The organism is Pseudomonas sp. B6002, assembly GCF_013385985.1.
GTDB lineage: Bacteria > Pseudomonadota > Gammaproteobacteria > Pseudomonadales > Pseudomonadaceae > Aquipseudomonas.
This window is the reverse complement of the sequence record NZ_JACAOY010000002.1, coordinates 112,184-136,068: the sequence shown is the minus strand read 5'-3', so window position 1 is coordinate 136,068 and position 23,885 is coordinate 112,184. Positions and strand designations below refer to the sequence as shown.

Sequence of the window (23,885 nt, the reverse complement as noted above, 5' to 3'; positions counted from 1 at the left end):
CGATGAAAATCGGTGTAATCGGTGGCGGCCAACTGGGTCGTATGCTGGCCCTGGCGGGAACCCCGCTGGGGATGAACTTCGCTTTCCTGGACCCGGCGCCGGACGCCTGTGCGGCCGCCCTGGGTGAACATCTGCGTGCTGACTACAGCGACCCGGACCACCTGCGCCAGCTGGCCGACGAAGTCGACCTGGTGACCTTCGAGTTCGAAAGCGTCCCGGCTGAAACCGTAGCCTTCCTGTCGCAGTTCGTGCCGGTGTACCCGAGCGCCGAAGCCTTGCGCATTGCCCGCGACCGCTGGTTCGAGAAAAGCATGTTCAAGGACCTGGGCATTCCGACCCCGGCCTTCGCCGATATCCAGTCCCAGGCAGACCTGGACGCGGCCGTTGCCAGTATCGGCCTGCCGGCCGTGCTGAAAACCCGCACCCTGGGTTACGACGGCAAGGGCCAGAAAGTCCTGCGCACCGCGGCTGATGTGGTCGGTACCTTCGCCGAGTTGGGCAGCGTTGCCTGCCTGCTGGAAGGCTTCGTGCCGTTCACCGGTGAAGTCTCGCTGATCGCCGTGCGTGCCCGGGATGGCGAAACCCGCTTCTACCCGTTGGTGCACAACACCCACGACAGCGGCATCCTCAAGCTGTCCGTGGCCAGCACCGACCATCCGCTGCAGGCCCTGGCCGAAGACTACTCCAGCCGTGTGCTCAAGCAGCTGGATTATGTCGGTGTGATGGCGTTCGAGTTCTTTGAAGTCGACGGTGGCCTCAAGGCCAACGAAATCGCCCCGCGTGTGCACAACTCCGGGCACTGGACCACCGAAGGCGCCGAGTGCAGCCAGTTCGAAAACCACCTGCGGGCGGTTGCGGGCTTGCCGTTGGGTTCCACGGCCAAGGTGGGCGAGAGCGCCATGCTCAACTTCATCGGCACCGTGCCTGCGGTGGAAAAAGTCATCGCCATCGACGACTGCCACCTGCATCACTACGGCAAGGCCTTCAAGGCCGGGCGCAAGGTGGGTCACGCCAACCTGCGTTGCAAGGACCGTGCGACGTTGCAGGCGCAGATCCTCAAGGTTGAAGCGCTGATCGCCGAGCAATAAGCCAAGTCCGACGGGAACCATTGGTGACCGTCGTCTCTCTGATTGCAGGACGCCAAAGTCTGACTAGGCTTTCGTGTAGCTCACTTCATTCAGAGGGAAATGCCATGGGTATCATCGGAACCATCTTTATCGGCCTGATCGTCGGCCTGCTGGCGCGTTTCCTCAAGCCAGGCGACGACAGCATGGGCTGGATCATGACCATCCTGCTGGGTATCGCCGGTTCCCTGGTCGCCACCTACGGTGGCCAGGCGCTGGGTATCTACCAGGCGGGCCAGGGTGCAGGCTTCATCGGCGCACTGATCGGCGCCATCGTGCTGCTGGTGATCTACGGCCTGATCAAAAAGAAATGATCTAAGCGACAAAGCCCTCTGCGCTGCGCAGGCGCAGAGGGCTAGAATGCTCGCCACCTGTATTTGTCGAGCCTCTCCATGCGCCGTCTTCTGTTGACTCTCCTCCTGCTGGGCTCTGGCCTGGCGCACGCCGGCGAACTGCCGGAAACCGACTGGCTCGACCTGATGCCGCTGTCGGATCAGAAAGCCCTCGAGGCCATGCCCGAGATCGACCACAACTCCCCTGAAGCCCAAGGCACGTTCACCGACAAAGGTGGCTTGAAGCAAAGCAAAGGCTTGCCGGCGGTGATGTACTCCACCAAGACCGTGGCTGCCATGAACGGCAAGAACATCCGCATCGGCGGTTACCCGGTGCCGTTGGAAACCGACGCCAAGGGCCGCAGCACCTTGTTCTTCCTTGTGCCGTACCCAGGCGCCTGTATCCACGTGCCGCCACCGCCGCCTAATCAGCTGGTGCTGGTGCGCTACCCCAAAGGGTTGAAGCTGGATGATATCTACACGCCTTTGTGGGTGACGGGCACACTGAAGGTGGAGAAGGTCAATAACGACCTGGCGGACGCGGCGTATGCGCTGGATGCGGGGAAGGTGAGGGTGGTGAAGGAGTCGGATCTCTAAAACCCAACACCTATCAATGTGGGAGCTGGCTTGCCTGCGATGCAGGCACCTCGGTGTATCAGTGTCGCCGAGGCGATGCTATCGCAGGCAAGCCAGCTCCCACATTTGGATCGGGTTTACAGCGCGATACTGGTGATGCTCACGCCCAAGGTGTGGTGTTGGCCTGGTGCCAAGGTCACCACATCATCCAGCACATTCGCCGTCTCGATACACAGCATGCCCGTCCAGCCATCATCGGCCATGTCGTCGAACGCCTTGGCGCGCTCGGTCCATGGGTTCCAGATTACGGTGGACGTCGACCCCTCGGCCGTGAGCTGGATGCGGCGCTGCCAGTCTTTGTCGACGATGTTCAGTTGCGCCGGGGTGTCGAGGTAGATGCGATCAGTCTCGGCGGTGAAGTGCAGGGGCCCAGCCTGTTGCTTGGTGGTCCAGCCGTCGGCGGTGTCGATGTAGGTTCCACCGTCCAACCCCTCGACGTGCACATTGCGCACGTCGCTCACGGCGAAGTAGGTGTGCAGTGCCTGGCTGAGGGTCACGGTGTCGGTGCCACGGTTATGGCTGGTCAGGCGGATGTGCAGTTGGTCGTCCAGCAGCAGGCTCAGGTTCAGGTCGACCTTGTGGGGCCAGCCCGGGAAACCGCCTGCAGGTACTGGAAGCACCAGGTCCACGCGCAGTGCTTCGCCTTCGAGTGTGGTTCCGGCCAATTCCCAGAGCGCCGTGCGCACAAAACCGTGGGCACCGGCAGGCTGTTCGCTTTGGCGCATGGCCTTCACGCTGGGCGGGTTGCGGTCGAACACGCCGAACCACGGCCAGCACACCGGTACGCCAGTACGGATGCCTTTGCCCTGCTTGAACACTGCCTCAGGGTTGGGCCAGATCAGCGGCTGTTCGCCCTCGCGGCCGTAACTGAAGATATGCGCGCCTTGTTGGGCGATCATCAATTCAGCGCCGTTGTGGCGAATGCGCCAGCAGTCCAGCTCGTCGATTTTCACGGTTTCAACGTGGGGCACAGGCATACAAAGCACTCTTTATGGCAGGCAATGGGGCAATTGACCGTCAAAACCCGATGAGGTTTAACGTGCGCGCGACGGAACCGAGCGCGTGCGACCGCTGCCATCGATGGCGACGAACACGAACACGGCCTCGGTGACCTTGCGCCATTCGCTGGACAGCGGGTCATCGCTCCACACTTCGACCATCATCTGGATCGAGCTGCGGCCGATTTCCAGGGCCTGGGTATAGAAGGACAACTGCGCGCCCACAGCGACCGGTACCAGGAACGCCATGCGATCGATGGCCACGGTGGCCACGCGGCCGCCTGCGACCTTGCTGGCCATGGCGGTGCCGGCCAGGTCCATCTGCGCGACCAGCCAGCCGCCGAAGATATCGCCAAAACCATTGGTTTCACGCGGGAGCGCGGTGATTTGCAGGGCGAGATCGCCTTGCGGGATAGGATCTTCTTGTTCGAGTTCGATCATGCCAAGGGTGCCTCTGACCCGTAACGCTTCATGGGTATTTCAAGTGGATAGCCGTCTTCGAAAAAAACGTTTCAGCACCAACATACACCGCGTGATGCGTTTCTCGTAAGGCGTACTAAAGGGAAACTCTGCCAAATCGGCTGGATGGCACCCAACGACGTTTTGGCACAGCAGCCCCTCAAGACAGCGGGTTTGGCGCTTGCAAGGGCCGAGTATATCGAGACGCTGGCGTCGCGACGACCTCCCAGCGTTCATTTGGTCGCCAAATCCCAGCTGTAATGGGGCTTTTTCCGGAAACTGTGCTCGTTGCACGGAATATTTACCGGGCGTGGAGTGTTGTTCCGGCAAGTACCCGTCTTTATAGAGAAGCCTTGCCATGCCGACTGCTGCGCCCCTTGCGCGCTCGCTGACCCGCAGCGACTACAAAACCCTGTCGCTTTCCGCCCTGGGCAGTGCGCTGGAGTTCTATGACTTCATCATCTTTGTGTTTTTCGCGGCCGTGGTGGGCAAGCTGTTTTTCCCGCCGGACATGCCCGAATGGATGCGCCTGGTGCAGACCTTCGGCATTTTTGCCGCCGGCTACCTGATCCGGCCCTTGGGCGGCATCGTCATGGCGCACTTCGGCGACCTACTGGGGCGCAAGAAGATGTTCACCCTCAGTATCTTCCTGATGGCGTTGCCGACCCTGGCCATCGGCTTGCTACCGACGTATGCGCAGGTCGGCCTGCTGGCGCCGGTGCTGTTGCTGTTGATGCGCATCATCCAGGGCGCGGCGATTGGCGGTGAGGTACCGGGCGCGTGGATTTTTGTGGCCGAACACGTGCCGGCCAAGCGAATTGGCTATGCCGTCGGCGTGTTGTCGGTGGGCCTGAACCTGGGGATTCTGCTCGGCTCGCTGGTCGCCACGGGTATCAATGGTGCGTACAGCCCCGAGCAGGTGGCCGATTATGCGTGGCGCATTCCGTTTCTGCTGGGCGGGGTATTCGGCTTGATGTCGGTGTACCTGCGCCGTTGGCTGCATGAAACGCCGGTGTTCGCCGAGTTGCAGCAGCGCAAGGCGTTGTCCCGGGAAGTGCCGCTGCGCACGGTACTGCGCGAGAGTCGTGAGTCGATTGTGTTGTCGATGTTGATGACCTGGTTTTTGTCGGCCGGTGTGGTGGTGGTGATCCTGATGACGCCCGCCCTGCTGCAAGGTGTCTACCATGTCGCCCCTAAAGTGGCGTTGCAGGCCAATAGCCTGGCGATCATCAGCATGGCGCTGGGCTTGGTGATTGCCGGCAAGTTGTGCGACCGCCTGGGGGCTGGCCGCGTGTTGGTGTTCGGCTGTTTCGGCTTGATGGTGACGTGCTGGGCGCTGTACGCCAGCCTGGCTGGCCACCCTGAATGGCTATTCCCGTTGTACATGTTGACCGGGCTGTTTGTCGGCACCGTGACCGCAGCCCCCTTCGTCATGGTCACGGGTTTCCCGGCGGCCGTGCGTTTCAGTGGCCTGTCGTTTTCCTACAACCTGGCCTATGCCGTGCTTGGCGGGCTGAGCCCGGTATTCGTGTCGCTGCTGCTCAAGGAGAGCCCGATGGGCCCGGCCTACTATGTGGCGCTGGTGTGTGTGATGGGGATGCTGGTGGGTGGATACCTCTGCAAGCGCGGGCGCTAAGCAACGCTGTGCTTTTGCGGGCGATTTGTTATCGTGCCGAACCGACCCCGGCGCTTGCCGGGGTCTCGCGTTCGCCGTCCTGACAATAAGAGAAGCCTTGCCATGTCCTCCGTGCCCGCAAGCAGTGCGCAACCTTCGCGCCCGCTGACCCGCAACGACTACAAAACCCTGTCGCTGTCTGCCTTGGGCGGGGCGCTGGAATTCTACGACTTCATCATTTTCGTGTTTTTCGCCACTGTGGTCGGAAAACTGTTCTTCCCCGTCGATATGCCCGAGTGGCTGCGCATGATGCAGACTTTCGGCATCTTCGCCGCGGGCTACCTGGCGCGCCCCCTGGGCGGCATTATCATGGCGCACTTCGGTGACCTGCTGGGTCGCAAGAAGATGTTCACCTTGAGCATCTTCATGATGGCCGTGCCAACCCTGATCATGGGCCTGTTGCCCACCTACGCGCAGATCGGTTTGTGGGCGCCGCTGCTGTTGCTGCTGATGCGCGTCATCCAGGGCGCGGCGATCGGCGGCGAAGTGCCGGGCGCCTGGGTGTTCGTGTCCGAACACGTGCCACCCCGTCATATCGGCTACGCCTGCGGCACCCTGACCAGCGGCCTGACTGCGGGCATCCTGTTGGGCTCGCTGGTGGCCACTGGCATCAATACCGTCTATAGCCCGGAACAGGTTTCGGACTACGCATGGCGTATCCCGTTCCTGCTCGGCGGCGTGTTCGGTTTGCTCTCGGTGTACCTGCGCCGCTGGCTGCATGAAACGCCAATCTTCGCCGAAATGCAGCAGCGCAAAGCCCTGGCGGCCGAGCTGCCGTTGCGTGCGGTGTTGCGTGACCACCGTGGCGCCATCGTGCTGTCGATGCTGCTGACCTGGCTGCTGTCAGCCGGTGTGGTAGTGGTCATCCTGATGACCCCGACCGTGCTGCAGACCGTCTACCACTTCAGCCCCACTGTTTCGTTGCAGGCCAACAGCCTGGCCATCGTCACCTTGAGCCTGGGTTGTATTGCCTCCGGTGCCCTGGCCGACCGCTTCGGCGCAGGCCGTGTGCTGGTGATCGGTTGCCTGCTGCTGCTGGCAACCTCGTGGACGCTGTATCACAGCCTCATCGAGCACCCGAACTGGCTCTTCCCGCTGTACACCCTGACCGGCCTGTTTGTGGGCGTGATTGGTGTGGTGCCCTACGTGATGGTGAAAGCCTTCCCGCCTGTGGTGCGTTTCAGCGGGTTGTCGTTCTCGTACAACGTTGCCTACGCCGTGTTCGGCGGCCTGACGCCGCTCGCGGTATCGCTGCTGATGAAGGAAAGCCCGATGGGCCCTGCCTACTATGTCGCCGTGCTGTGTGTGATGGGGACGCTGGTGGGTGGCTACCTGTGGAAGCGCGGGCGCTGACTCGCTGATAACCGTGTAGCGAGGGCGCAAACTGCCTCGCTACACGTTTCGTTTATGCCAACGTTTGCAGAGTGTTTCTGAAACATCGCCTAAATCCCCGCTTTTCCCCCGCAAGCCCCGGTTTTATTGATCTTTGCCCTTCCTGTCAGGATTTTCACAAATGCTGGCCTTTCATCTAATTGTCATATTCCAGACATAGAGTGTTCACACGGCCTACCGATACTTGGCCCCGATCCAACTATCCCTATCTGCTAGGAGCAAGGCATGAAACTGAAGCGTTTGATGGCGGCAATGACTTTTGTCGCTGCTGGCGTTGCGACCGCCCACGCGGTGGCCGCTGGTGTTGACCCGGCAATTCCGGCTTACGCCAAGACCACCGGTGTATCGGGCAACCTGTCCAGCGTTGGTTCCGACACCCTGGCTAACCTGATGACCCTGTGGGCTGAGTCCTACAAAAAGGAATACCCGAACGTCAACATCCAGATTCAGGCTGCCGGCTCCGCCACTGCACCACCTGCGCTGACTGAAGGCACCTCCAACCTGGGCCCGATGAGCCGCAAGATGAAGGACACCGAACTGGCTGCCTTCGAGCAGAAGTACGGCTACAAGCCAACCGCTATCCCGGTTGCCGTAGACGCCCTGGCTGTGTTCGTGCACAAGGACAACCCGATCCAGCACCTGACCATGGAACAAGTCGACGCGATCTTCTCCTCGACTCGTCTGTGTGGCGCCAAAGCCGACGTGAAAACCTGGGGTGACCTGGGCGTGACCGGCGACCTGGCCAACAAGCCAGTGCAACTGTTCGGTCGTAACTCGGTATCCGGCACCTACGGCTACTTCAAAGAAGAAGCCCTGTGCAAAGGCGACTACAAGCCAAACGTGAACGAACAACCAGGCTCGGCTTCGGTCGTGCAGTCGATCAGCTCCTCGCTGAACGGCATCGGTTACTCGGGCATCGGCTACAAGACTGCAAGCGTGAAGACCGTTGCTCTGGCCAAGAAAGGCAGCACTGACTTCATCGAAGACAGCGAAGAAAACGCCCTGAACGGCAAATACCCGCTGTCCCGCTTCCTGTACGTGTACGTCAACAAAGCCCCGAACAAGCCTCTGGCCCCGCTGGAAGCTGAGTTCGTGAAGCTGGTTCTGTCCAAACAGGGCCAGGAAGTTGTAGTGAAAGACGGCTACATCCCACTGCCAGCCAAAGTCGCCGCCAAGGCCCTGGCTGACCTGGGTCTGAAAGAAGGCAACTAAGCCTGCAATACCCTGTGTAGGGGCAGGCTTTTCTGTGGGAGCGGGCTTGCCCGCGATGCTGGCGACGCGGTTCAAGATTGAAATCGTGTTGATGCCATCGCGGGCAAGCCCGCTCCCACACAAGCCTACCTACACCACTATTTTTTAGTCCGCTGCCAGCCCTGCTCCGCGGCGGATTTCTTGCGTCACTGCATTGTCATCTTTCTGTCATACAGGATCGCTAGGGTGTGCGCATGAATGATCTGGCCAATTCCACCATGACGACGACTTCTCCCCCCAAGCGCATTGATTTCAATACGCCTGAGCTGCAACGCAAGCGCCGCATCCGCGCGCTCAAAGATCGCCTGACCCGTTGGTACGTCTTGATCGGCGGCCTCGCCGTCCTCGGCGCCATCACCCTGATCTTCTTCTTCCTCGCCTATGTCGTTGCGCCGTTGTTCCAGGGTGCCTCGTTGACCAAGGAAGACGCCCTCACGCCTGCGTGGATCCAGGACGCCGGCAAGCCGCTGATGATCTCTCTGGAAGAACAGAACCAGGTCGCCATGCGGGTTTCCGACAAGGGCCAGGCGCTGTTCTTTGATGTGGACAGCGGCGCTGAGATCAAGCGCGTCGACTTGCCGTTGCCGGCTGGCAGCCAAGTGGTGTCCATTGGTAAAGATCAGCCGGGCAGCCCGTTGGTGATCCTCGGTTTGTCCAATGGCCAATCCCTGGTGTTCCGCCACACCTATAAAGTGTCGTACCCGGACGGCAAGAAAACCATCAACCCGGCAGTCGAATACCCTTACGGTGAAACGCCAATCGTGCTGGACGATGGCGGTCGCCCGCTGGAACACGTTGCACTGAACGCCACTGACTCCTCCCTGGTGGTCGCCGGTTCGTCGGGCTCGCACTTGAACGTGCTGTCGCTGAGCCGCGAAGAAAACATGATGACCGGTGAAGTCACCAGCGAGCAGAAGCGTATCGAGCTGCCGCAAATGACCGAGCCGGTGAAGGCGATCTTCATCGACCCACGCCAGCAGTGGCTGTACGTGATCAACGGTCGCGCGCTGGCCGATGTGTTCAGCCTGCGTGACAAGAGCCTCAACGGCCGCTACAAACTGCTAGAAGACGGCGCTGCCGACATCACTGCCAGCACCCAACTGGTGGGCGGTATCTCGCTGATCGTCGGTAACTCCAAGGGTGGCCTGGCCCAGTGGTTCATGGCTCGCGACCCGGATGGCGAGCAACGCCTGAAACAGATCCGCACCTTCCAGATGGGCACTGCGCCGATCGTGGAAATCACCGCTGAAGAACGTCGCAAAGGCTTCACCGCCCTGGATGCGTCCGGCAAGTTCGGCGTGTTCCACAGCACTGCCCACCGTACCCTGCTGGTCGACCCGGTGGTTGATGGCCAAGGCCTGTTCGGCCTGTCGCCGCGCGCCAACCGCGTGATCGTGGAAGCCGGCGGGAAGCTGCAACCGCTGGTGCTGGACAACCCGCACCCGGAAGTGTCCTGGAGCGCGCTGTGGAGCAAGGTCTGGTACGAAAACTACGACGAGCCTAAATACGTCTGGCAATCGACCGCCGCCAACACCGACTTCGAACCGAAGATGAGCCTGGCTCCGCTGACGTTCGGTACGTTGAAGGCTGCGTTCTACGCCATGCTGCTGGCTGCACCGCTGGCAGTTGCCGCTGCGATCTACACCGCTTATTTCATGGCCCCGAGCCTGCGCCGCAAGGTCAAGCCGGTGATCGAGTTGATGGAAGCGATGCCGACGGTGATCCTCGGCTTCTTCGCCGGCCTGTTCCTGGCGCCGTATGTGGAAGGGCACCTGCCGGGCATCTTCAGTCTGCTGATGCTGTTGCCGATTGGCATCCTGGTGGCCGGTTTTATCTTCAGCCGTTTGCCCGAGTCGTTGCGCCTGCGCGTTCCTGATGGCTGGGAAAGCGCGATCCTGATCCCGGTGATCCTGTTCGTGGGCTGGCTCTCGCTGTATATGAGCCCGTACCTGGAAACCTGGTTCTTCGGCGGCGACATGCGCATGTGGATCTCCCACGACCTGGGCATCACCTACGACCAGCGCAACGCACTGGTGGTCGGCCTGGCCATGGGTTTTGCGGTGATCCCGAACATCTACTCCATCGCCGAAGACGCCGTGTTCAGCGTGCCACGCGGCCTGACCCTGGGTTCCCTGGCCCTCGGCGCCACGCCATGGCAGACCATGACCCGCGTGGTCATCCTGACCGCCAGCCCGGGTATCTTCTCGGCGCTGATGATCGGCATGGGCCGTGCGGTCGGCGAAACCATGATCGTGCTGATGGCCACCGGTAACACCCCGGTGATGGAGATGAACCTGTTCGAAGGCCTGCGCACCCTGGCGGCCAACGTGGCGGTCGAGATGCCGGAATCGGAAGTGGGCGGTAGTCACTACCGTGTGCTGTTCCTCTCGGCACTGGTACTGCTGCTGTTCACCTTCATCATGAACACCCTCGCCGAGCTGATCCGTCAGCGTCTGCGCAAGAAATACTCGTCGCTTTAAGAAAGGTAGAAGTCTGTGAAACAGAACTCCCTGAATGGATGGTTCAAGAGCGGCGCCCCCGGCGTCTGGATCAGCGGTGGCGCGGTGTCCATCGCGGTCATCATGACCATTGGTTTGCTGGCGGTGATTGCCGTGCGTGGCCTCGGCCACTTCTGGCCGGCCGACCTGATCCAGGCCAACTACAGCGTGCCGGGTCTGGAAAACCATATCGTCATCGGCGAAGTGGTGCAGAAGGAAGAAGTGCCGCGCGAGCGCCTGAAAAGCGCTGGCCTGCCTGTGCCGGAGCAAGGCCCGGAATTCATGACCCGCGAGCTGATCAAGGTCGGTAACCGGGACCTGAACGGCAACGACTTCACCTGGATCGTCGGCGAATGGTTGAAGGACCAGACCAAGCCGGTCGAGTTGATGGCCATCGAGCGTCGCGAGTGGGGCAACTTCTACGGCACCCTGGTCAACGTCAAGCAGGACGGCAAGGTCATTGCTGAAGGCGAGGCCGCATGGCCTGAGCTGCAGGCGCGTGTCGACCGTGTGAACAAGCTGGCGGCCCAGCTCAAAAGCCTGGAAAAAACCGATATCGGCGCGATCAACGCCGGGCTGGAGCGCATCCGCCTGCACGGTCGCAAGCTGGAGCTGGAAGGCAAGCTCGACGCCACCGCCCAGGCCGACATGGACACTGGCCGTGCCGAGCTGAACAACCGCTATAAAGAGATCGAAGCGCGCCTGGCTGACCTGCACACCCAGTTCAACCGCGACTCGCTGACGGCCCGCGATGGCAACGGCAAGGAAGTGGAAATCGGCATCGGCAAAGTGGTGCACGCCTACCAGCCGAACGCCATGGGCACCATGACCAAGATCGGCTTCTACTTCAGCAAGGTCTGGGAGTTCCTCAGCGACGACCCGCGGGAAGCCAACACCGAAGGCGGGATCTTCCCGGCCATCTTCGGTACCGTGATGATGACCTTGATCATGGCGATGATCGTGACCCCGTTCGGCGTACTGGCGGCGGTGTACCTGCGTGAATACGCCAAGCAGAACACCCTGACGCGGGTTATCCGCATTGCGGTGAACAACCTGGCGGGCGTACCGGCCATCGTCTACGGCGTGTTCGGCCTGGGCTTCTTCGTGTATGTACTGGGTGGTTCGGTTGACCGCCTGTTCTTCGCCGAAGCCTTGCCGGCACCGACCTTCGGTACCCCGGGCCTGTTGTGGGCTTCACTGACCCTGGCGCTGCTGGCAGTGCCGGTGGTGATCGTGGCCACTGAAGAAGGCCTGGCGCGAATTCCTCGCACCGTGCGTGAAGGCTCCCTGGCATTGGGCGCGACCAAGGCGGAAACGCTGTGGAAAATCGTGCTGCCGATGGCCAGCCCGGCAATGATGACCGGCATGATCCTCGCCGTGGCCCGTGCCGCCGGTGAAGTGGCGCCGCTGATGCTGGTCGGTGTGGTGAAGCTGGCGCCGTCGCTGCCGCTGGATGGCAACTACCCGTACCTGCACCTGGACCAGAAGATCATGCACTTGGGCTTCCATATTTATGACGTCGGCTTCCAGAGCCCGAACGTCGAAGCCGCACGGCCACTGGTGTACGCCACCGCCTTGCTGCTGGTGCTGGTGATCGCCACGCTTAACCTGTCGGCAGTGTGGATTCGTAACCACCTGCGCGAGAAATACAAAGCGCTGGATAGCTGATTTATAAGTCAACGCAGAATAAATGTGGGAGGGGGCTTGCCCCCGATAGCGGCGGATCAGAAACAGATGTGCTGACTGACACACTGCCATCGGGGGCAAGCCCCCTCCCACACAACAGCACAGGGAGCATCCCATGCAACACGAAACCCCTACCCACGGCATCAACATGTCTGCCCTGGGTCGCGACAAGCAGAGCCTGAGCCTGGCCCAGGAAACCGTGGCCATCGAAGTCCCGGGCCTGAGCCTGTTCTACGGTGAAAAGCAGGCGCTGTTCGACGTCAGCATGAACATCCCCAAGCAGCGCGTGACCGCCTTCATCGGCCCGTCGGGCTGCGGCAAGTCCACGCTGCTGCGTACCTTCAACCGCATGAACGACTTGGTGGACGGTTGCCGTGTGGAAGGCGCCATCAACCTCTACGGCAGCAACATCTACCGTAAGGGCGAAGACGTGGCCGAGCTGCGTCGCCGCGTGGGCATGGTGTTCCAGAAGCCCAACCCGTTCCCCAAGACCATCTACGAAAACGTGGTCTACGGCCTGCGCATCCAGGGCATCAACAAGAAACGCATCCTCGACGAAGCCGTTGAGTGGGCGTTGAAAGGTGCGGCGCTGTGGGACGAGGTCAAGGACCGTCTGCACGACTCGGCACTCGGTCTGTCCGGTGGCCAGCAGCAACGTCTGGTGATCGCCCGTACCATCGCCGTGGAGCCGGAAGTATTGCTGCTCGACGAACCGTGCTCGGCACTCGACCCGATCTCTACGCTGAAAGTCGAAGAACTGATCTACGAGCTCAAGTCCAAGTTCACCATTGTGATCGTGACCCACAACATGCAACAGGCGGCACGGGTTTCCGACTACACCGCGTTCATGTACATGGGCAAGCTGGTGGAATTCGGCGACACCGATACTCTGTTCACCAACCCGGCCAAGAAGCAGACCGAAGACTACATCACCGGTCGCTATGGCTAGAGCACGCTGGTTCTGATTGCACTGAATGCTGCGGTTCTCCGCACCTTACCGGACGCTCCAAGGACACCCACATGATTAGCAAAGAAGGCCTTACCCATCACATCTCCGCGCAGTTCAACGCCGAGCTTGAGGAAGTGCGCAGCCACCTCCTGGCGATGGGCGGGCTGGTGGAGAAGCAAGTCAACGACGCCGTCACCGCGCTGATCGAGGCCGACTCGGGCCTGGCCCAGCAAGTGCGCGAGATCGATGACCAGATCAACCAGATGGAGCGCAACATCGACGAAGAGTGCCTGCGCATTCTGGCCCGTCGCCAACCAGCGGCCTCCGACCTGCGTTTGATCATCAGCATCTCCAAGTCGGTGATCGACCTGGAGCGCATCGGCGACGAAGCCACCAAGATCGCCCGCCGTGCCATCCAGCTGTGCGAAGAAGGCGAAGCCCCGCGCGGTTATGTGGAAGTGCGCCATATCGGCGACCAGGTGCGCAACATGGTGCGCGATGCTCTGGACGCGTTTGCCCGCTTCGACGCCGAACTGGCGTTGTCGGTGGCGCAGTACGACAAGATCATTGACCGCGAATACAAGACGGCGTTGCGTGAGCTGGCCACCTACATGATGGAAGACCCACGCTCTATCTCGCGGGTCTTGAACATTATCTGGGTGCTGCGTTCCCTGGAGCGTATCGGCGACCACGCGCGCAACATCTCTGAGCTGGTGATCTACCTGGTGCGCGGCACCGACGTGCGGCACATGGGCCTCAAGCGCATGAAAGCCGAAGTTGAAGGCACAGCCGACCAAATCCCTAATGTTCCGGGCGAACCTGACGATAAGTAAGGTTGCCCGAGAAATTAACGCCCGGCCTCAGGCCGGGCGTTTTTGTTTGTGGCACATGAATTTTTTGCGCAGCCGGGGTAATAAAGTCCGACTGTGACTACCGAGTTTTGGCAAAATGCCATCAGTCAGGCGTCTTGCGTGCCGTTTATAGGGTGAAGGGTCGATGAGTAAAGTCAGTGTATTGGTGGTGGATGACGCCTCGTTTATCCGCGACCTGGTGAAGAAGTGCCTGCGCAACTACTTCCCCGGGATCAAGATTGAAGATGCGGTAAACGGCAAAAAGGCCCAGGCCATCCTGATGCGCGAGACCTTCGACCTGGTGCTGTGCGACTGGGAAATGCCGGAAATGTCGGGCCTGGAGCTGCTGACCTGGTGCCGTGAGCAAGCCCATCTCAAGGCCATGCCTTTCGTGATGGTGACCAGCCGTGGCGACAAGGAAAACGTGGTCCAGGCGATTCAGGCCGGCGTCTCCGGCTACGTCAGCAAGCCGTTCACCAACGAGCAATTGTTGAACAAGGTCAAGCAGGCCCTGCACAAGATCGGCCGCCTCGACGCCCTGATCGCCAGTGCCCCGACCAAGATGAGCTCGGCTTTCGGTAACGACTCCTTGAGCGCCCTGACCGGCGGCAAGCCCGAAGCAGTACGCCCGGCACCGGTGGCCGCAGCGGCACCCGCACCGAGCAAAGGCCTGCTCAACAGCCCACCGGTCCAGGCACCTGCTGCCGCGCCGGCGGGCGGTCGTGGCCAAGGCCAACTGCGCTTGTCCAGCGGCAACCAGCAATGCGTGATCAAGGCGCTGAGCATCAAGGAAGCGCTGCTGGTGGTACGCCGTGGTGAAGTCCTGCCTCAGGTACTGGAAAGCGCGGTGCTCGACCTTGAGCAAGGTGACAACGCCGAAGTGGCGCGCCTCAACGGCTACCTGCACGCTATCGTCGCCTACGAGCCCAAGCCCGACAGCGACTGGCTGCAACTGACCTTCCGCTTCATCGACCAGGACGCGCAGAAGCTCGACTACATCTCCCGCCTGATCGCACGCGGCACGGCGCAAAAGCACTTCGTGCCGGGCGCTTGATCGCCTGAATCAAGGGAATCGACCGACCGTCTGATTCCCGTAAGGTCGCTTGATTTATATCTGTTTCGATATAGCCTCCCGATAACGCGTCAGTGTTTTCGAGCTTTTGCTATGCCTTGAAACACACCCGCACCGCCTCTGGTTGAATCGTTGATTAGGCTTCTTCTTTCCAGGAAAGGAGAAGTCAATGCCAAGGCACAAGGATGTGGTGTTTCTAGGCAGCTCGCTCAAGGATCTCAAAGAATTCCCTCTCGACGCCCGAAGGGCTGCCGGCTTTCAGTTGGATCTATTGCAGCAGGGTGAACAGCCTTTTGATTGCAAACCGATGAAGACTATCGGGAGGGGGGTCAGCGAAATTCGGATCACTGAGGAATCAGGAGCTTTTCGAGTGTTTTATGTGGTCAACCGGCCAGAGGCCATCTATGTGCTGCACGCGCTGCGCAAGACCACACAAAAAACCGAAGGGCGAGATATCGAGCTGGCTCGCGCCAGGTTGCAGGAGTTAGGTTGAGCCCATGACCAATCAAAAAGTTTACGGTGAGCGTTTCAGCTGTGTTTGGGACGCGCTGGAAGATACGCCCCAGCAAGCTGCCAATATGCGGCTGCGTTCAAAATTGCTGTTGGAGCTGTGCCAGGTCATTCGCAGCTGGGAGCTTTCTCAAAAAGATGCGGCACACAGATTGGGCATCAGCCAGCCCCGACTTAACGACGTCCTCACTGGCAAGATCGACAAGCTCTCTCTGGACGCCTTGGTCAATCTATCGGCGGCTGCGCAAATGAACGTGGATATCTGTTTCAACGGGCTGCCAGCCTAAACAAAAGTTGTCATCAAACCGCGCTAACCTGCCGCTCAGTCATCTCGGCAGGTTCACGCTATGCTCGTGCGCTTATTGCTGTGCAGTGGGCTGGCGACGGTCGCTTTGTCGGCCCAAGCCATGACCCTCTACAAATCCACCGATGCCAATGGCGTGGTGTTCTTCAGTGACCGGCATACCCCGGGCGCCCAAGCGTTTGTGATCCAGGAGCGCAGGGTTGAACGCGTGAAACCCCCGATGCCTGGAGTGCCCAAGCCGACTTATTCACCACAAGCCTACCGCTACCCGCTGCCCTGGCGTGGTGGCCCGTTTCGCCTCACCCAAGGGCCCAACGGCAGCTTCAGCCATACCGACGCCAAAAGCCGCTACGCCATGGACATCGCCATGCCCGAAGGCACGCCGATCATTGCGGCGCGCAATGGCATGGTGGTGAAAACCGAGAACGAGCAAGTCGGGCGTGGCAATGATGCGTCGGGGAATTTTGTACGGGTGCGCCATGACGACGGCAGCGAGGCAGTGTACCTGCACCTTAAGCAAGGTTCGGTGAGTGTCCGGGTAGGGCAGCGTGTGAGTGTGGGAAGCCCACTGGCGCTGTCGGGCAATACTGGCAACAGCAGCGGGCCGCACCTGCATTTTGTGGTGCAGCGCGCCACGGAGGCGGGGCTGGTATCGATTCCGTATGAATTCAACCAGCCGGTGGGCACGCTGCCCAATTTTGCAGCAGGCCTGTAGGAGCCCGGCTTGCCGGCGATGGGGCCAGTGAGAACATCACTGTTTCCACGGTCGCTATCGCCAGCAAGCCGGGCTCCTACAGGGGGTGTTTAGTCGAGCAGCAGGACCTTGGCCAGCACAATTTTCGGGCCTTTCATCTTCTTGATGATGATGCGCAGGCCTTCCACTTCCAGCACTTCTTCCTCTTCCGGCACGCGCTTGAGCGTGTCGTAGATCAGGCCGGCCAGGGTTTCGGCTTCGATGTGGTCCAGGTCCACGCCCAGCAGGCGCTCCACCTTGAACAGCGGCGTGTCGCCGCGCACCAGCAACTTGCCCGGCTGGTACGCCAGGATGCCGCGTTCGGCCTTGCGATGTTCGTCCTGGATATCGCCCACCAGCACTTCCAGCACGTCTTCCATGGTGAGGTAGCCGATGATCTTGCCGTCGGCCTCTTCCACCAGGGCGAAGTGCGCGCCGCCTTTGCGGAACTGCTCCAGCAGTTGCGACAGCGGCATATGCCGCGATACACGCTCCAGCGGGCGGGTCAGCTCGGCCAGGTTGAACGACTCGGGAATGTGGTCCAGAGCGGCCAGTTCCAGCAGCAGGTCCTTGATATGCAACAGGCCCACGAATTCGTTGCGATCGGCGTCGTACACCGGATAGCGGCTGAATTTGTGGCGACGGAACAGCGCGAGGATTTCCTTGAGCGGGGCGTTGAAATCCAGGGTTACCAGGTCTTCCCGGGAATTAGCCCAGTCCACCACTTCCAGTTCGCCCATTTCCACGGCCGAGGCCAGCACGCGCATGCCTTGGTCGCTCGGGTCCTGGCCACGGCTGGAGTGCAGGATCAGCTTGAGTTCTTCGCGGCTGTAATGGTGTTCATGGTGCGGGCCAGGCTCACCCTGGCCGGCAATGCGCAGGATCGCGTTGGCGCTGGCATTGAGCAGGTAGATCGCCGGGTACATGGCCCAGTAGAACAGGTACAGCGGCACCGCCGTCCACAGCGACAGCAACTCGGGTTTGCGGATGGCCCAGGATTTGGGCGCCAACTCGCCGACCACGATGTGCAGGTAGGAAATCACGAAGAACGCCGCAAAGAACGACACGCCCTTGATCACTTCCGGCGATTGCACACCGACGGCGCCCAGCAGCGGCTCGAGGATGTGCGCGAAGGCCGGCTCACCGACCCAGCCCAGGCCCAGGGAGGCGAGGGTGATACCCAACTGGCAGGCCGACAGGTAAGCGTCGAGCTGGCTGTGCACGGTGCGCAGGATCTGCCCGCGCCAACCGTTCTTGTGGGCAATGGCCTCGACCCGGGTGGCACGCAGTTTGACCATGGCAAATTCCGCCGCAACGAAGAAACCGTTGAGCAGTACCAGGATCAGTGCAAAAAGAATCATGCCGAAGTCGGCGAAGAGTGTGGCGAGGGTGATACCAGGGGAAGGGTCCATGATGGGGTTTTGCAGGTTCCGTGTGTTCAATAAGGGGTGGCAGGTGGGCCGCAAAGGCGGGCGCAAGTCGGCCAATGTAGCGGCTGACGGGGCGCTTGCCTAGTGCCCGCTGCCGGGTGGGACGTGGAAAGTCGTATAGCCGAACCCCTGTAGGAGCTGGCTTGCCGGCGATAGCGGAGTGTCAGGCGAGCTCTCTATTGGCTGTGCCAATGTCATCGCAGGCAAGCCAGCTCCCACACCGGGCAACTGTTACTTCAGGTTATTCATCATTTTCGACCAGCCGCGAACGGGTCATCTGCACCGGGGGAAAGTGGCAGGTAAAGGTACTGCCATGGCCCAGCACGCTGCTGATCTCCAGGCGCGCACGGTGGCGCAGCAACACGTGCTTGACGATGGCCAGGCCGAGCCCGGTGCCGCCGGTGTTGGAGTTGCGGCTGGAGTCCACACGGTAGAAACGCTCGGTCAGGCGCGGCAGGTGCTTGGCGTCGATGCCGATACCCGAATCCTGCACGCTGAGGTGCGCGCCGTGCTCGTCGGCCCACCAGCGGATGCGGATATTGCCCTTGTCCTGGGTGTATTTCACGGCGTTGAACACCAGGTTGGAAAAAGCGCTGCGCAACTCGCCTTCACTGCCTTTGAGCAGCACGGCCGGGTCGGCCTCCAGGGTGATCTGTTGTCCGCGCTGGCCGGAAAGGGCCTGGGCGTCGTTCTTGATGGTCTGCAACAGGCTTTGCACGGCCACCGGGTGGTTGTCCGACGGGTAATCGGTGGCCTCCAGCTTGGCCAGCAACAGCAGGTCGTTGAGCAGGGTCTGCATGCGTGAACCTTGCTGCTGCATTTGCTGCAGGGCACGGCTCCAGCGCGGGTTGATCTCGTCGACGTTGTCCAGCAGCGTCTCCAGGTAACCGCAGATCACCGTCAACGGCGTGCGCAGTTCGTGGGAAACGTTGGCGACGAAGTCTTTGCGCATCTGCTCAAGCTGGTGGATGCGGGTGACATCGCGCACCAGCATCAAGTGTTCATTGTTGCCGTAGCGCGTCAGGTACAGCTGGATGCGCACGCGGTCGTTGGTGGGCGAGGGGATTTCCAGGGCTTCTTCGTAGTTCTCCTGTTCGAAGTACTCCTTGAAGCGCGGGTGGCGCACCAGGTTGGTCACCGGTTGGCCGCTGTCCTGGGGTGTCTTGAGGCCCAGCAAGGTCTCGGCGGCGCGGTTCCACCATTCCAGGTTGCCGTCGCTGTCGAGCATGATCACCGCGTCTTTGAGCGCGGCAGTGGACTCTTGCACGCGGTCGATCACCGCTTGCAGGCGCCCGCGGACCCGTTGGTCGCGGCGTTGCAGGTGGTAGATGCTGTCGAACACCTCGCCCCACAGGCCGTAGCCGTCGGGTGGCGCTTCATCGGGTTTGTGCTGGCGCAGCCATTCATGCAGGCGCAACAGTTGCTTGAGGGTCCAGCCCAGGTACAGGCCGATACCGACGGCCAGGCTCCAGCCGTAATAACCGCTGACCAGGCCCACCAACAGGCAGCCGGTGATCAACAGAAGCATGTGGCGGATCAGGGTGCCATGCCAGTTCTGGTTCACTTAAACATGCGTCCTTGTCAGCTGTTAAGGAAGGAAAGGGCTGGCTCAGCCTTTGGTAGAAAAGCGATAGCCAGTGCCGCGCACGGTTTGTACCAGATTCTCGTAGGCATCGCCCAAGGCTTTGCGCAGGCGACGGATGTGCACGTCCACGGTGCGTTCTTCCACGTACACGTTGCCGCCCCAGACCTGGTCCAGCAGTTGGCCACGGGTGTAGGCGCGTTCCTGGTGGGTCATGAAAAATTGCAGCAGGCGGTATTCGGTCGGGCCCATCTCGGCCGGCTTGCCGTCGATGGTCACGCGGTGGCTGATCGGGTCCAGGATCAGGCCGTCGACTTCGATTGGTGCTTCACCGTCGGTCGGGCCAGCGCGGCGCAATACGGCCTTCAGACGCGCGACCAGCTCACGTGGGGAAAAAGGTTTGGTGATGTAGTCATCGGCGCCCACTTCCAGGCCCTGGATCTTGTTGTCCTCTTCGCCCTTGGCGGTGAGCATGATGATCGGGATGTCCCCGGTCAGCTCGTCACGCTTGAGGCGACGGGCCAGCTCGATGCCGGAGGTGCCGGGCAGCATCCAGTCCAGCAGGATCAGGTCCGGCTTGCGGTCGACGATAATGGCATGGGCCTGCTGGGAGTTCTCCGCCTCCAGGCAGTCATAGCCGGCCATTTCCAACGCAACGGCGATCATCTCGCGAATGGGCGCTTCGTCGTCAACGATCAGAATGCTCCTGCCAACCATGCCTAAATCCTCTTGTCATTTAACTGTCTTGCGCCGCATTAGATAACGGAATTATTGCAGTCGTGTGACAGTAATTTAGTCGCTTGGGCAATTCGCGCCTCTCTGGACTACGCTTTGGGTCCGAATCCTTACAACCACAAAAGGAAGGTTCCGATGGCTATCAACAGTGTTTCCTGGAAAGCCCTGCTGGTCACGGCGGCGTTGACGCTGCCGACGCTGGCCTTCGCGGCGGACCCCGCGATGACGAAAGACGGGATGCTGGTGGATCACAAGGGCATGACGCTCTATACCTTCGCCAAGGATGCTGACGGCAAGTCGGTGTGCAACGACAAGTGCGCGACCAACTGGCCACCGTTGACGGCCGCCTCGACTGACAAGTCTTCAGGCAAATGGACGGTGATCACCCGCGATGATCAGAAAAGCCAATGGGCCTATGACGGCAAGCCGCTCTACACCTTCGTGATGGACAAGAAGGCGGGGGACATGACCGGTGACGGCAAAATGGACGGCGCCTGGAAAGTCGCCAAACCTTGATACACCGCTATCGCCGGCAAGCCGGCTCCTACAGGGGAATGCATTCCAAATGTGGGAGCGGGCTTGCCCGCGAAGGCGCCAGACCAGCCGCTACGAAACTTCAGCGAAACGCGTAGTCCGCCACAATCCCGACAAAGATCGCCAACCCAGCCCAATGGTTATGCAGGAACGCCTTGAAGCACTTCAAGCGGTCCTTGTCCCGGGTGTACCAGAACTCCCAGGCAAAACAGCCCGCTGCGGCCAACAGTCCCAAATGGAACCAGCCTCCCAGTTCGAACCGTGCCCCCGCCAGCAACAGGCACACCAGCGACAGCCCCTGCAAGGTGAGGATGATCACGCGGTCGGCATCGCCGAACAGAATGGCGGTGGATTTCACACCGATCTTCAAGTCGTCGTCACGGTCAGTCATCGCGTAATAGGTGTCGTAGCCCACCGTCCACAGCAGGTTGGCAATATAGAGAAGCCACGCCGTGGCCGGCAGGTGGCCGGTTTCTGCGGTGAACGCCATCGGCATGCCCCAGGAAAACGCTGCACCCAGCACCACTTGCGGGTAATAGGTGTAGCGCTTCATGAACGGGTAGCTCGCCGCCAGGGCCAGGCCGCCCAGGGACAGCAGGATGGTGGTGGCGTTGGTCAGCAATACCAGCAGGAAACTGATGCCCATCAGCACTGCAAAAAACACCAGCGCCTCTTTTGAGCTGATCTTGCCGCTGACCAGCGGGCGTTGCTCGGTGCGCTTTACATGGCCATCGACCTTGCGGTCGGCCCAGTCATTGATCACGCAACCACCGGCGCGGGTCAGCACCACACCCAGCACGAAAATCACGATGTTGATCAGGGAAGGCGAGCCCTTGCCGGCAATCCACAGTGCCCACAATGTCGGCCACAGCAGCAGGTAGATGCCGATCGGCTTGTCCATGCGGGTCAGCTGAATGAAGTCCCAGGCCCTGGGGTTCAGGTGGTTCAAGGACTTGAGCACACGTTGATACATCAGCAGTTCTCCGGGTGGTCGTGCAGCGCGTGCCAGAAACTCGGCAAGAAGATTTCCGCCACCAGCACACTCAGCGCCCCACGGTCGAAGCGCGAACGGCGCCCCCACAACCCCTCAGCCTTGTCCGCCGCAGGCAGCCAGTCCCTTGGGTAATGGCACACTTCAATGGCTTGGCGGGTGAACGCCTGATCGCAAAACAGCAGCTCGCCCAGCGAACGGCTGCCCAGTTCGTCCATGTGCAGGCCGTCGCCTTGCAAGGCACCGCGCGACGCCACGCTGCGGGCGAACACCCACGGCTGGCCGTGCCCACGCAGGTACACCTCACGCACCCAGCCGATGGTGGCCGCGGGCAGGCCCAGGGCCGCGCACTCGTCATCGCGCAGCGGCTGCCAGCCTTCGAACAGCGGCGTCACGCTGAAACCGTCGTTGGACAGCCACGTCAGCCGTCGCGTCAGCGAGTCTTCGTTGAACAGCCAATTGAGGGTCAGGGGCGTGGGCAAGGGGCTCAGAAGGCTCTGGGTCAGCCATTGGCAAGCATCGGGACGGGCGATTGAGTGCGGCACGGTGAGTCAGTATTGGCAGCAAAAGAGGCGGCGAGCTTACCATGGCGTCTTGAACTTTTGCCGGGCCGAACCGGCCCCATGCGTCGATCATGCTTGCATCTGCCGGCCCCGATCAGTACAAAACGCCCTGAGCCGCACGGCAACGTTGGTCTATCGACCGTCGGCCAAGATGCCTGGACCCTGAGGAAGCAAGTAAATGAAGAAGTGGCAATGTGTAGTCTGCGGCCTGATCTATGACGAGAAAGACGGTTGGCCAGATGACGGAATCCTGCCTGGCACCCGTTGGGAAGACGTCCCGGAAGACTGGCTGTGCCCGGACTGCGGCGTGGGCAAGATGGATTTCGAAATGATCGAAATCGGCTGATCTGAATTTTAAGAACCGTACTACAAGGAGAAAGGAATGAACGCACCTGTCGTGATCATCGGCACAGGATTGGCCGGTTACAACGTGGCCCGGGAGTTTCGCAAGCTCGACAGCGAGACCCCATTGCTGCTGATCACCGCGGATGACGGGCGCTCCTACTCCAAGCCCATGCTCTCCACCGGCTTTGGCAAGAACAAGGAAGCCGATGGCCTGAGCATGGCTGAACCCGGCGCGATGGCCGAGCAACTCAAGGCCGAAGTGCGCACCCACACCCGCGTCAGCGGCATCGACCCCGGCCACAAGCGCCTGTGGATCGGCGAGGAAGCGGTGGCCTACCGCGACCTGGTCTTGGCCTGGGGCGCCGAGACCGTGCGCGTACCGGTCGAAGGTGACGCCGCCGAGCTGATTTTCCCGATCAACGACCTCGAAGACTATGCGCGTTTTCGCGCGGCGGCTGCGGGCAAACGCCGCGTGTTGCTGCTCGGCGCCGGCCTGATCGGCTGCGAGTTTGCCAATGACCTGATCCTCGGCGGCTACGAAATCGACCTGGTGGCACCGTGCGAGCAAGTCATGCCGACCCTGCTGCACCCGGCGGCCGCCGCTGCCGTCCAGGCCGGGCTCGAAGGCCTCGGCGCGCGCTTCCACCTGGGCCCTGTACTCAACCGCTTGCAGCGCACGGCGGACGGCCTGGAAGCGCACCTGTCCGACGGCGCAGTGGTGCACTGCGACCTAGTCGTCTCGGCCATCGGCCTGCGCCCGCGAGTCGACCTGGCGGCCGCTGCAGGCCTGCAAACCAACCGTGGGATCACGGTAGACCGCCACCTCAAGACCTCCCACGCCAATATCTACGCCCTGGGCGACTGCGCCGAGGTCGACGGCCTGAACCTGCTGTACGTGATGCCGCTGATGAGCTGCGCCCGTGCGCTGGCCCAGACCCTGGCCGGCAACGCCACGGCCGTCAGCTATGGGCCGATGCCGGTCACCGTGAAGACGCCGGTGTGCCCGCTGGTGGTCTCGCCACCGCCACGGGGCACCGAAGGTGTGTGGAGCGTTGAAGGCCAGGGCGCCGACATCAAGGCCCTGTGCCGCGACGCAGGCGGGCGCCTGTTGGGTTACGCGCTGACCGGCACCGCCGTCATGGAAAAACTGGCCCTGAACAAAGAACTTCCGCCGTTGCTGGCGTAAATACCTGTCGTTCTGTCGGAATCAGCACGGTCTTACCCCTAGAAAGGTC

The 23,885-nt window shown here is 61.2% G+C and carries 24 protein-coding genes; 17 read left to right on the top strand and 7 right to left on the bottom strand.

The annotated features are described in order from the left end of the window. Window positions 1-2 precede the first annotated feature (2 nt). The 3 genes from HX792_RS01800 to HX792_RS01790 all read left to right on the top strand — a co-directional run bounded on the left by HX792_RS01800 (window position 3) and on the right by HX792_RS01790 (window position 2,053). A complete protein-coding gene (locus HX792_RS01800) occupies window positions 3-1,088 on the top strand; it encodes a 5-(carboxyamino)imidazole ribonucleotide synthase (protein ID WP_176994505.1) in 1,086 nt (361 codons plus the stop codon). A 104-nt stretch (window positions 1,089-1,192) separates the two neighbouring features. After that, on the top strand, window positions 1,193-1,438 hold the full coding sequence (locus tag HX792_RS01795; RefSeq protein ID WP_017253508.1) for a GlsB/YeaQ/YmgE family stress response membrane protein: 246 nt from the start codon (window positions 1,193-1,195) through the stop codon (window positions 1,436-1,438). A gap of 78 nt (window positions 1,439-1,516) precedes the next feature. Next, on the top strand, window positions 1,517-2,053 hold the full coding sequence (locus tag HX792_RS01790; protein WP_050784921.1) for a DUF3299 domain-containing protein: 537 nt from the start codon (window positions 1,517-1,519) through the stop codon (window positions 2,051-2,053). A gap of 116 nt (window positions 2,054-2,169) precedes the next feature. Here HX792_RS01790 and HX792_RS01785 read toward each other — a convergent pair whose 3' ends face one another. Beyond that, the gene (locus HX792_RS01785) at window positions 2,170-3,069 is read right to left on the bottom strand and encodes a D-hexose-6-phosphate mutarotase (RefSeq protein ID WP_176994504.1); all 900 of its coding nucleotides are present in this window, start codon (window positions 3,067-3,069) and stop codon (window positions 2,170-2,172) included. A gap of 57 nt (window positions 3,070-3,126) precedes the next feature. Further along, on the bottom strand, window positions 3,127-3,531 hold the full coding sequence (locus HX792_RS01780; protein ID WP_003176975.1) for an acyl-CoA thioesterase: 405 nt from the start codon (window positions 3,529-3,531) through the stop codon (window positions 3,127-3,129). A gap of 376 nt (window positions 3,532-3,907) precedes the next feature. On the opposite strand from HX792_RS01780, the gene HX792_RS01775 reads away from it, so the two are divergent. The 11 genes from HX792_RS01775 to HX792_RS01725 all read left to right on the top strand — a co-directional run bounded on the left by HX792_RS01775 (window position 3,908) and on the right by HX792_RS01725 (window position 16,452). Continuing rightward, the gene (locus tag HX792_RS01775; protein ID WP_176994503.1) at window positions 3,908-5,185 is read left to right on the top strand and encodes an MFS transporter; all 1,278 of its coding nucleotides are present in this window, start codon (window positions 3,908-3,910) and stop codon (window positions 5,183-5,185) included. 102 nt (window positions 5,186-5,287) lie between these two features. Continuing rightward, entirely contained in the window at window positions 5,288-6,577 is a 1,290-nt protein-coding gene (locus HX792_RS01770) for an MFS transporter (protein ID WP_176994502.1), read from the top strand. Between the two features lie 264 nt (window positions 6,578-6,841). Further along, window positions 6,842-7,828, top strand: a complete 987-nt coding sequence (locus tag HX792_RS01765) for a phosphate ABC transporter substrate-binding protein PstS (protein WP_053258707.1) — start codon at window positions 6,842-6,844, stop codon at window positions 7,826-7,828. A 485-nt stretch (window positions 7,829-8,313) separates the two neighbouring features. Then, a complete protein-coding gene (locus HX792_RS01760; RefSeq protein ID WP_176994671.1) occupies window positions 8,314-10,347 on the top strand; it encodes an ABC transporter permease subunit in 2,034 nt (677 codons plus the stop codon). 15 nt (window positions 10,348-10,362) lie between these two features. Then, a complete protein-coding gene (gene pstA, locus HX792_RS01755; protein ID WP_176994501.1) occupies window positions 10,363-12,033 on the top strand; it encodes a phosphate ABC transporter permease PstA in 1,671 nt (556 codons plus the stop codon). Window positions 12,034-12,166: 133 nt separating this feature from the next. Then, window positions 12,167-13,000, top strand: coding sequence for a phosphate ABC transporter ATP-binding protein PstB (gene pstB, locus HX792_RS01750; protein ID WP_176994500.1), 834 nt, complete (start codon window positions 12,167-12,169; stop codon window positions 12,998-13,000). A 71-nt stretch (window positions 13,001-13,071) separates the two neighbouring features. After that, entirely contained in the window at window positions 13,072-13,833 is a 762-nt protein-coding gene (phoU, locus tag HX792_RS01745; protein WP_176994499.1) for a phosphate signaling complex protein PhoU, read from the top strand. Between the two features lie 163 nt (window positions 13,834-13,996). Beyond that, a complete protein-coding gene (locus HX792_RS01740; protein ID WP_176994498.1) occupies window positions 13,997-14,905 on the top strand; it encodes a response regulator in 909 nt (302 codons plus the stop codon). Between the two features lie 187 nt (window positions 14,906-15,092). Beyond that, window positions 15,093-15,416 carry a type II toxin-antitoxin system RelE/ParE family toxin gene (locus HX792_RS01735; protein ID WP_176994497.1) on the top strand — a complete coding sequence of 108 codons (324 nt, stop codon included), beginning with the start codon at window positions 15,093-15,095 and terminating at the stop codon, window positions 15,414-15,416. 4 nt (window positions 15,417-15,420) lie between these two features. After that, window positions 15,421-15,720: a helix-turn-helix domain-containing protein gene (locus HX792_RS01730; RefSeq protein ID WP_176994496.1), complete on the top strand. Its 300-nt coding sequence runs from the start codon at window positions 15,421-15,423 to the stop codon at window positions 15,718-15,720. Window positions 15,721-15,780: 60 nt separating this feature from the next. Beyond that, complete coding sequence (locus tag HX792_RS01725; RefSeq protein WP_176994495.1) at window positions 15,781-16,452, top strand: M23 family metallopeptidase; 672 nt, start codon at window positions 15,781-15,783, stop codon at window positions 16,450-16,452. A gap of 89 nt (window positions 16,453-16,541) precedes the next feature. On the opposite strand, the gene HX792_RS01720 is transcribed toward HX792_RS01725, so the two are convergent. The 3 genes from HX792_RS01720 to phoB all read right to left on the bottom strand — a co-directional run bounded on the left by HX792_RS01720 (window position 16,542) and on the right by phoB (window position 20,199). Continuing rightward, window positions 16,542-17,882 (bottom strand): hemolysin family protein, encoded by a 1,341-nt coding sequence (locus HX792_RS01720; RefSeq protein ID WP_078739814.1) that lies wholly within the window; start codon window positions 17,880-17,882, stop codon window positions 16,542-16,544. 259 nt (window positions 17,883-18,141) lie between these two features. Then, a complete protein-coding gene (gene phoR / locus HX792_RS01715; protein WP_218172521.1) occupies window positions 18,142-19,428 on the bottom strand; it encodes a phosphate regulon sensor histidine kinase PhoR in 1,287 nt (428 codons plus the stop codon). An 81-nt stretch (window positions 19,429-19,509) separates the two neighbouring features. Beyond that, window positions 19,510-20,199, bottom strand: coding sequence for a phosphate regulon transcriptional regulator PhoB (phoB, locus tag HX792_RS01710; RefSeq protein ID WP_003195617.1), 690 nt, complete (start codon window positions 20,197-20,199; stop codon window positions 19,510-19,512). Window positions 20,200-20,352: 153 nt separating this feature from the next. On the opposite strand from phoB, the gene HX792_RS01705 reads away from it, so the two are divergent. Next, window positions 20,353-20,733 carry a hypothetical protein gene (locus HX792_RS01705; protein ID WP_176994493.1) on the top strand — a complete coding sequence of 127 codons (381 nt, stop codon included), beginning with the start codon at window positions 20,353-20,355 and terminating at the stop codon, window positions 20,731-20,733. 100 nt (window positions 20,734-20,833) lie between these two features. Here the strand turns inward: HX792_RS01705 and ubiA are convergent, their stop codons facing one another. Together ubiA and HX792_RS01695 are read right to left on the bottom strand one after the other, a co-directional pair. Further along, on the bottom strand, window positions 20,834-21,724 hold the full coding sequence (gene ubiA / locus HX792_RS01700; RefSeq protein ID WP_176994492.1) for a 4-hydroxybenzoate octaprenyltransferase: 891 nt from the start codon (window positions 21,722-21,724) through the stop codon (window positions 20,834-20,836). Next, window positions 21,724-22,287: a chorismate lyase gene (locus HX792_RS01695; protein ID WP_176994491.1), complete on the bottom strand. Its 564-nt coding sequence runs from the start codon at window positions 22,285-22,287 to the stop codon at window positions 21,724-21,726. The genes ubiA and HX792_RS01695 overlap by 1 nt, the downstream gene beginning before the upstream one ends. Before the next feature lie 196 nt (window positions 22,288-22,483). Here HX792_RS01695 and HX792_RS01690 point away from each other — a divergent pair, with 196 nt between their 5' ends. Next, window positions 22,484-22,651 carry a rubredoxin gene (locus HX792_RS01690; RefSeq protein ID WP_015886569.1) on the top strand — a complete coding sequence of 56 codons (168 nt, stop codon included), beginning with the start codon at window positions 22,484-22,486 and terminating at the stop codon, window positions 22,649-22,651. A gap of 36 nt (window positions 22,652-22,687) precedes the next feature. Then, on the top strand, window positions 22,688-23,836 hold the full coding sequence (locus HX792_RS01685) for an NAD(P)/FAD-dependent oxidoreductase (protein ID WP_176994490.1): 1,149 nt from the start codon (window positions 22,688-22,690) through the stop codon (window positions 23,834-23,836). The last annotated feature ends 49 nt before the right edge of the window (window positions 23,837-23,885 follow it).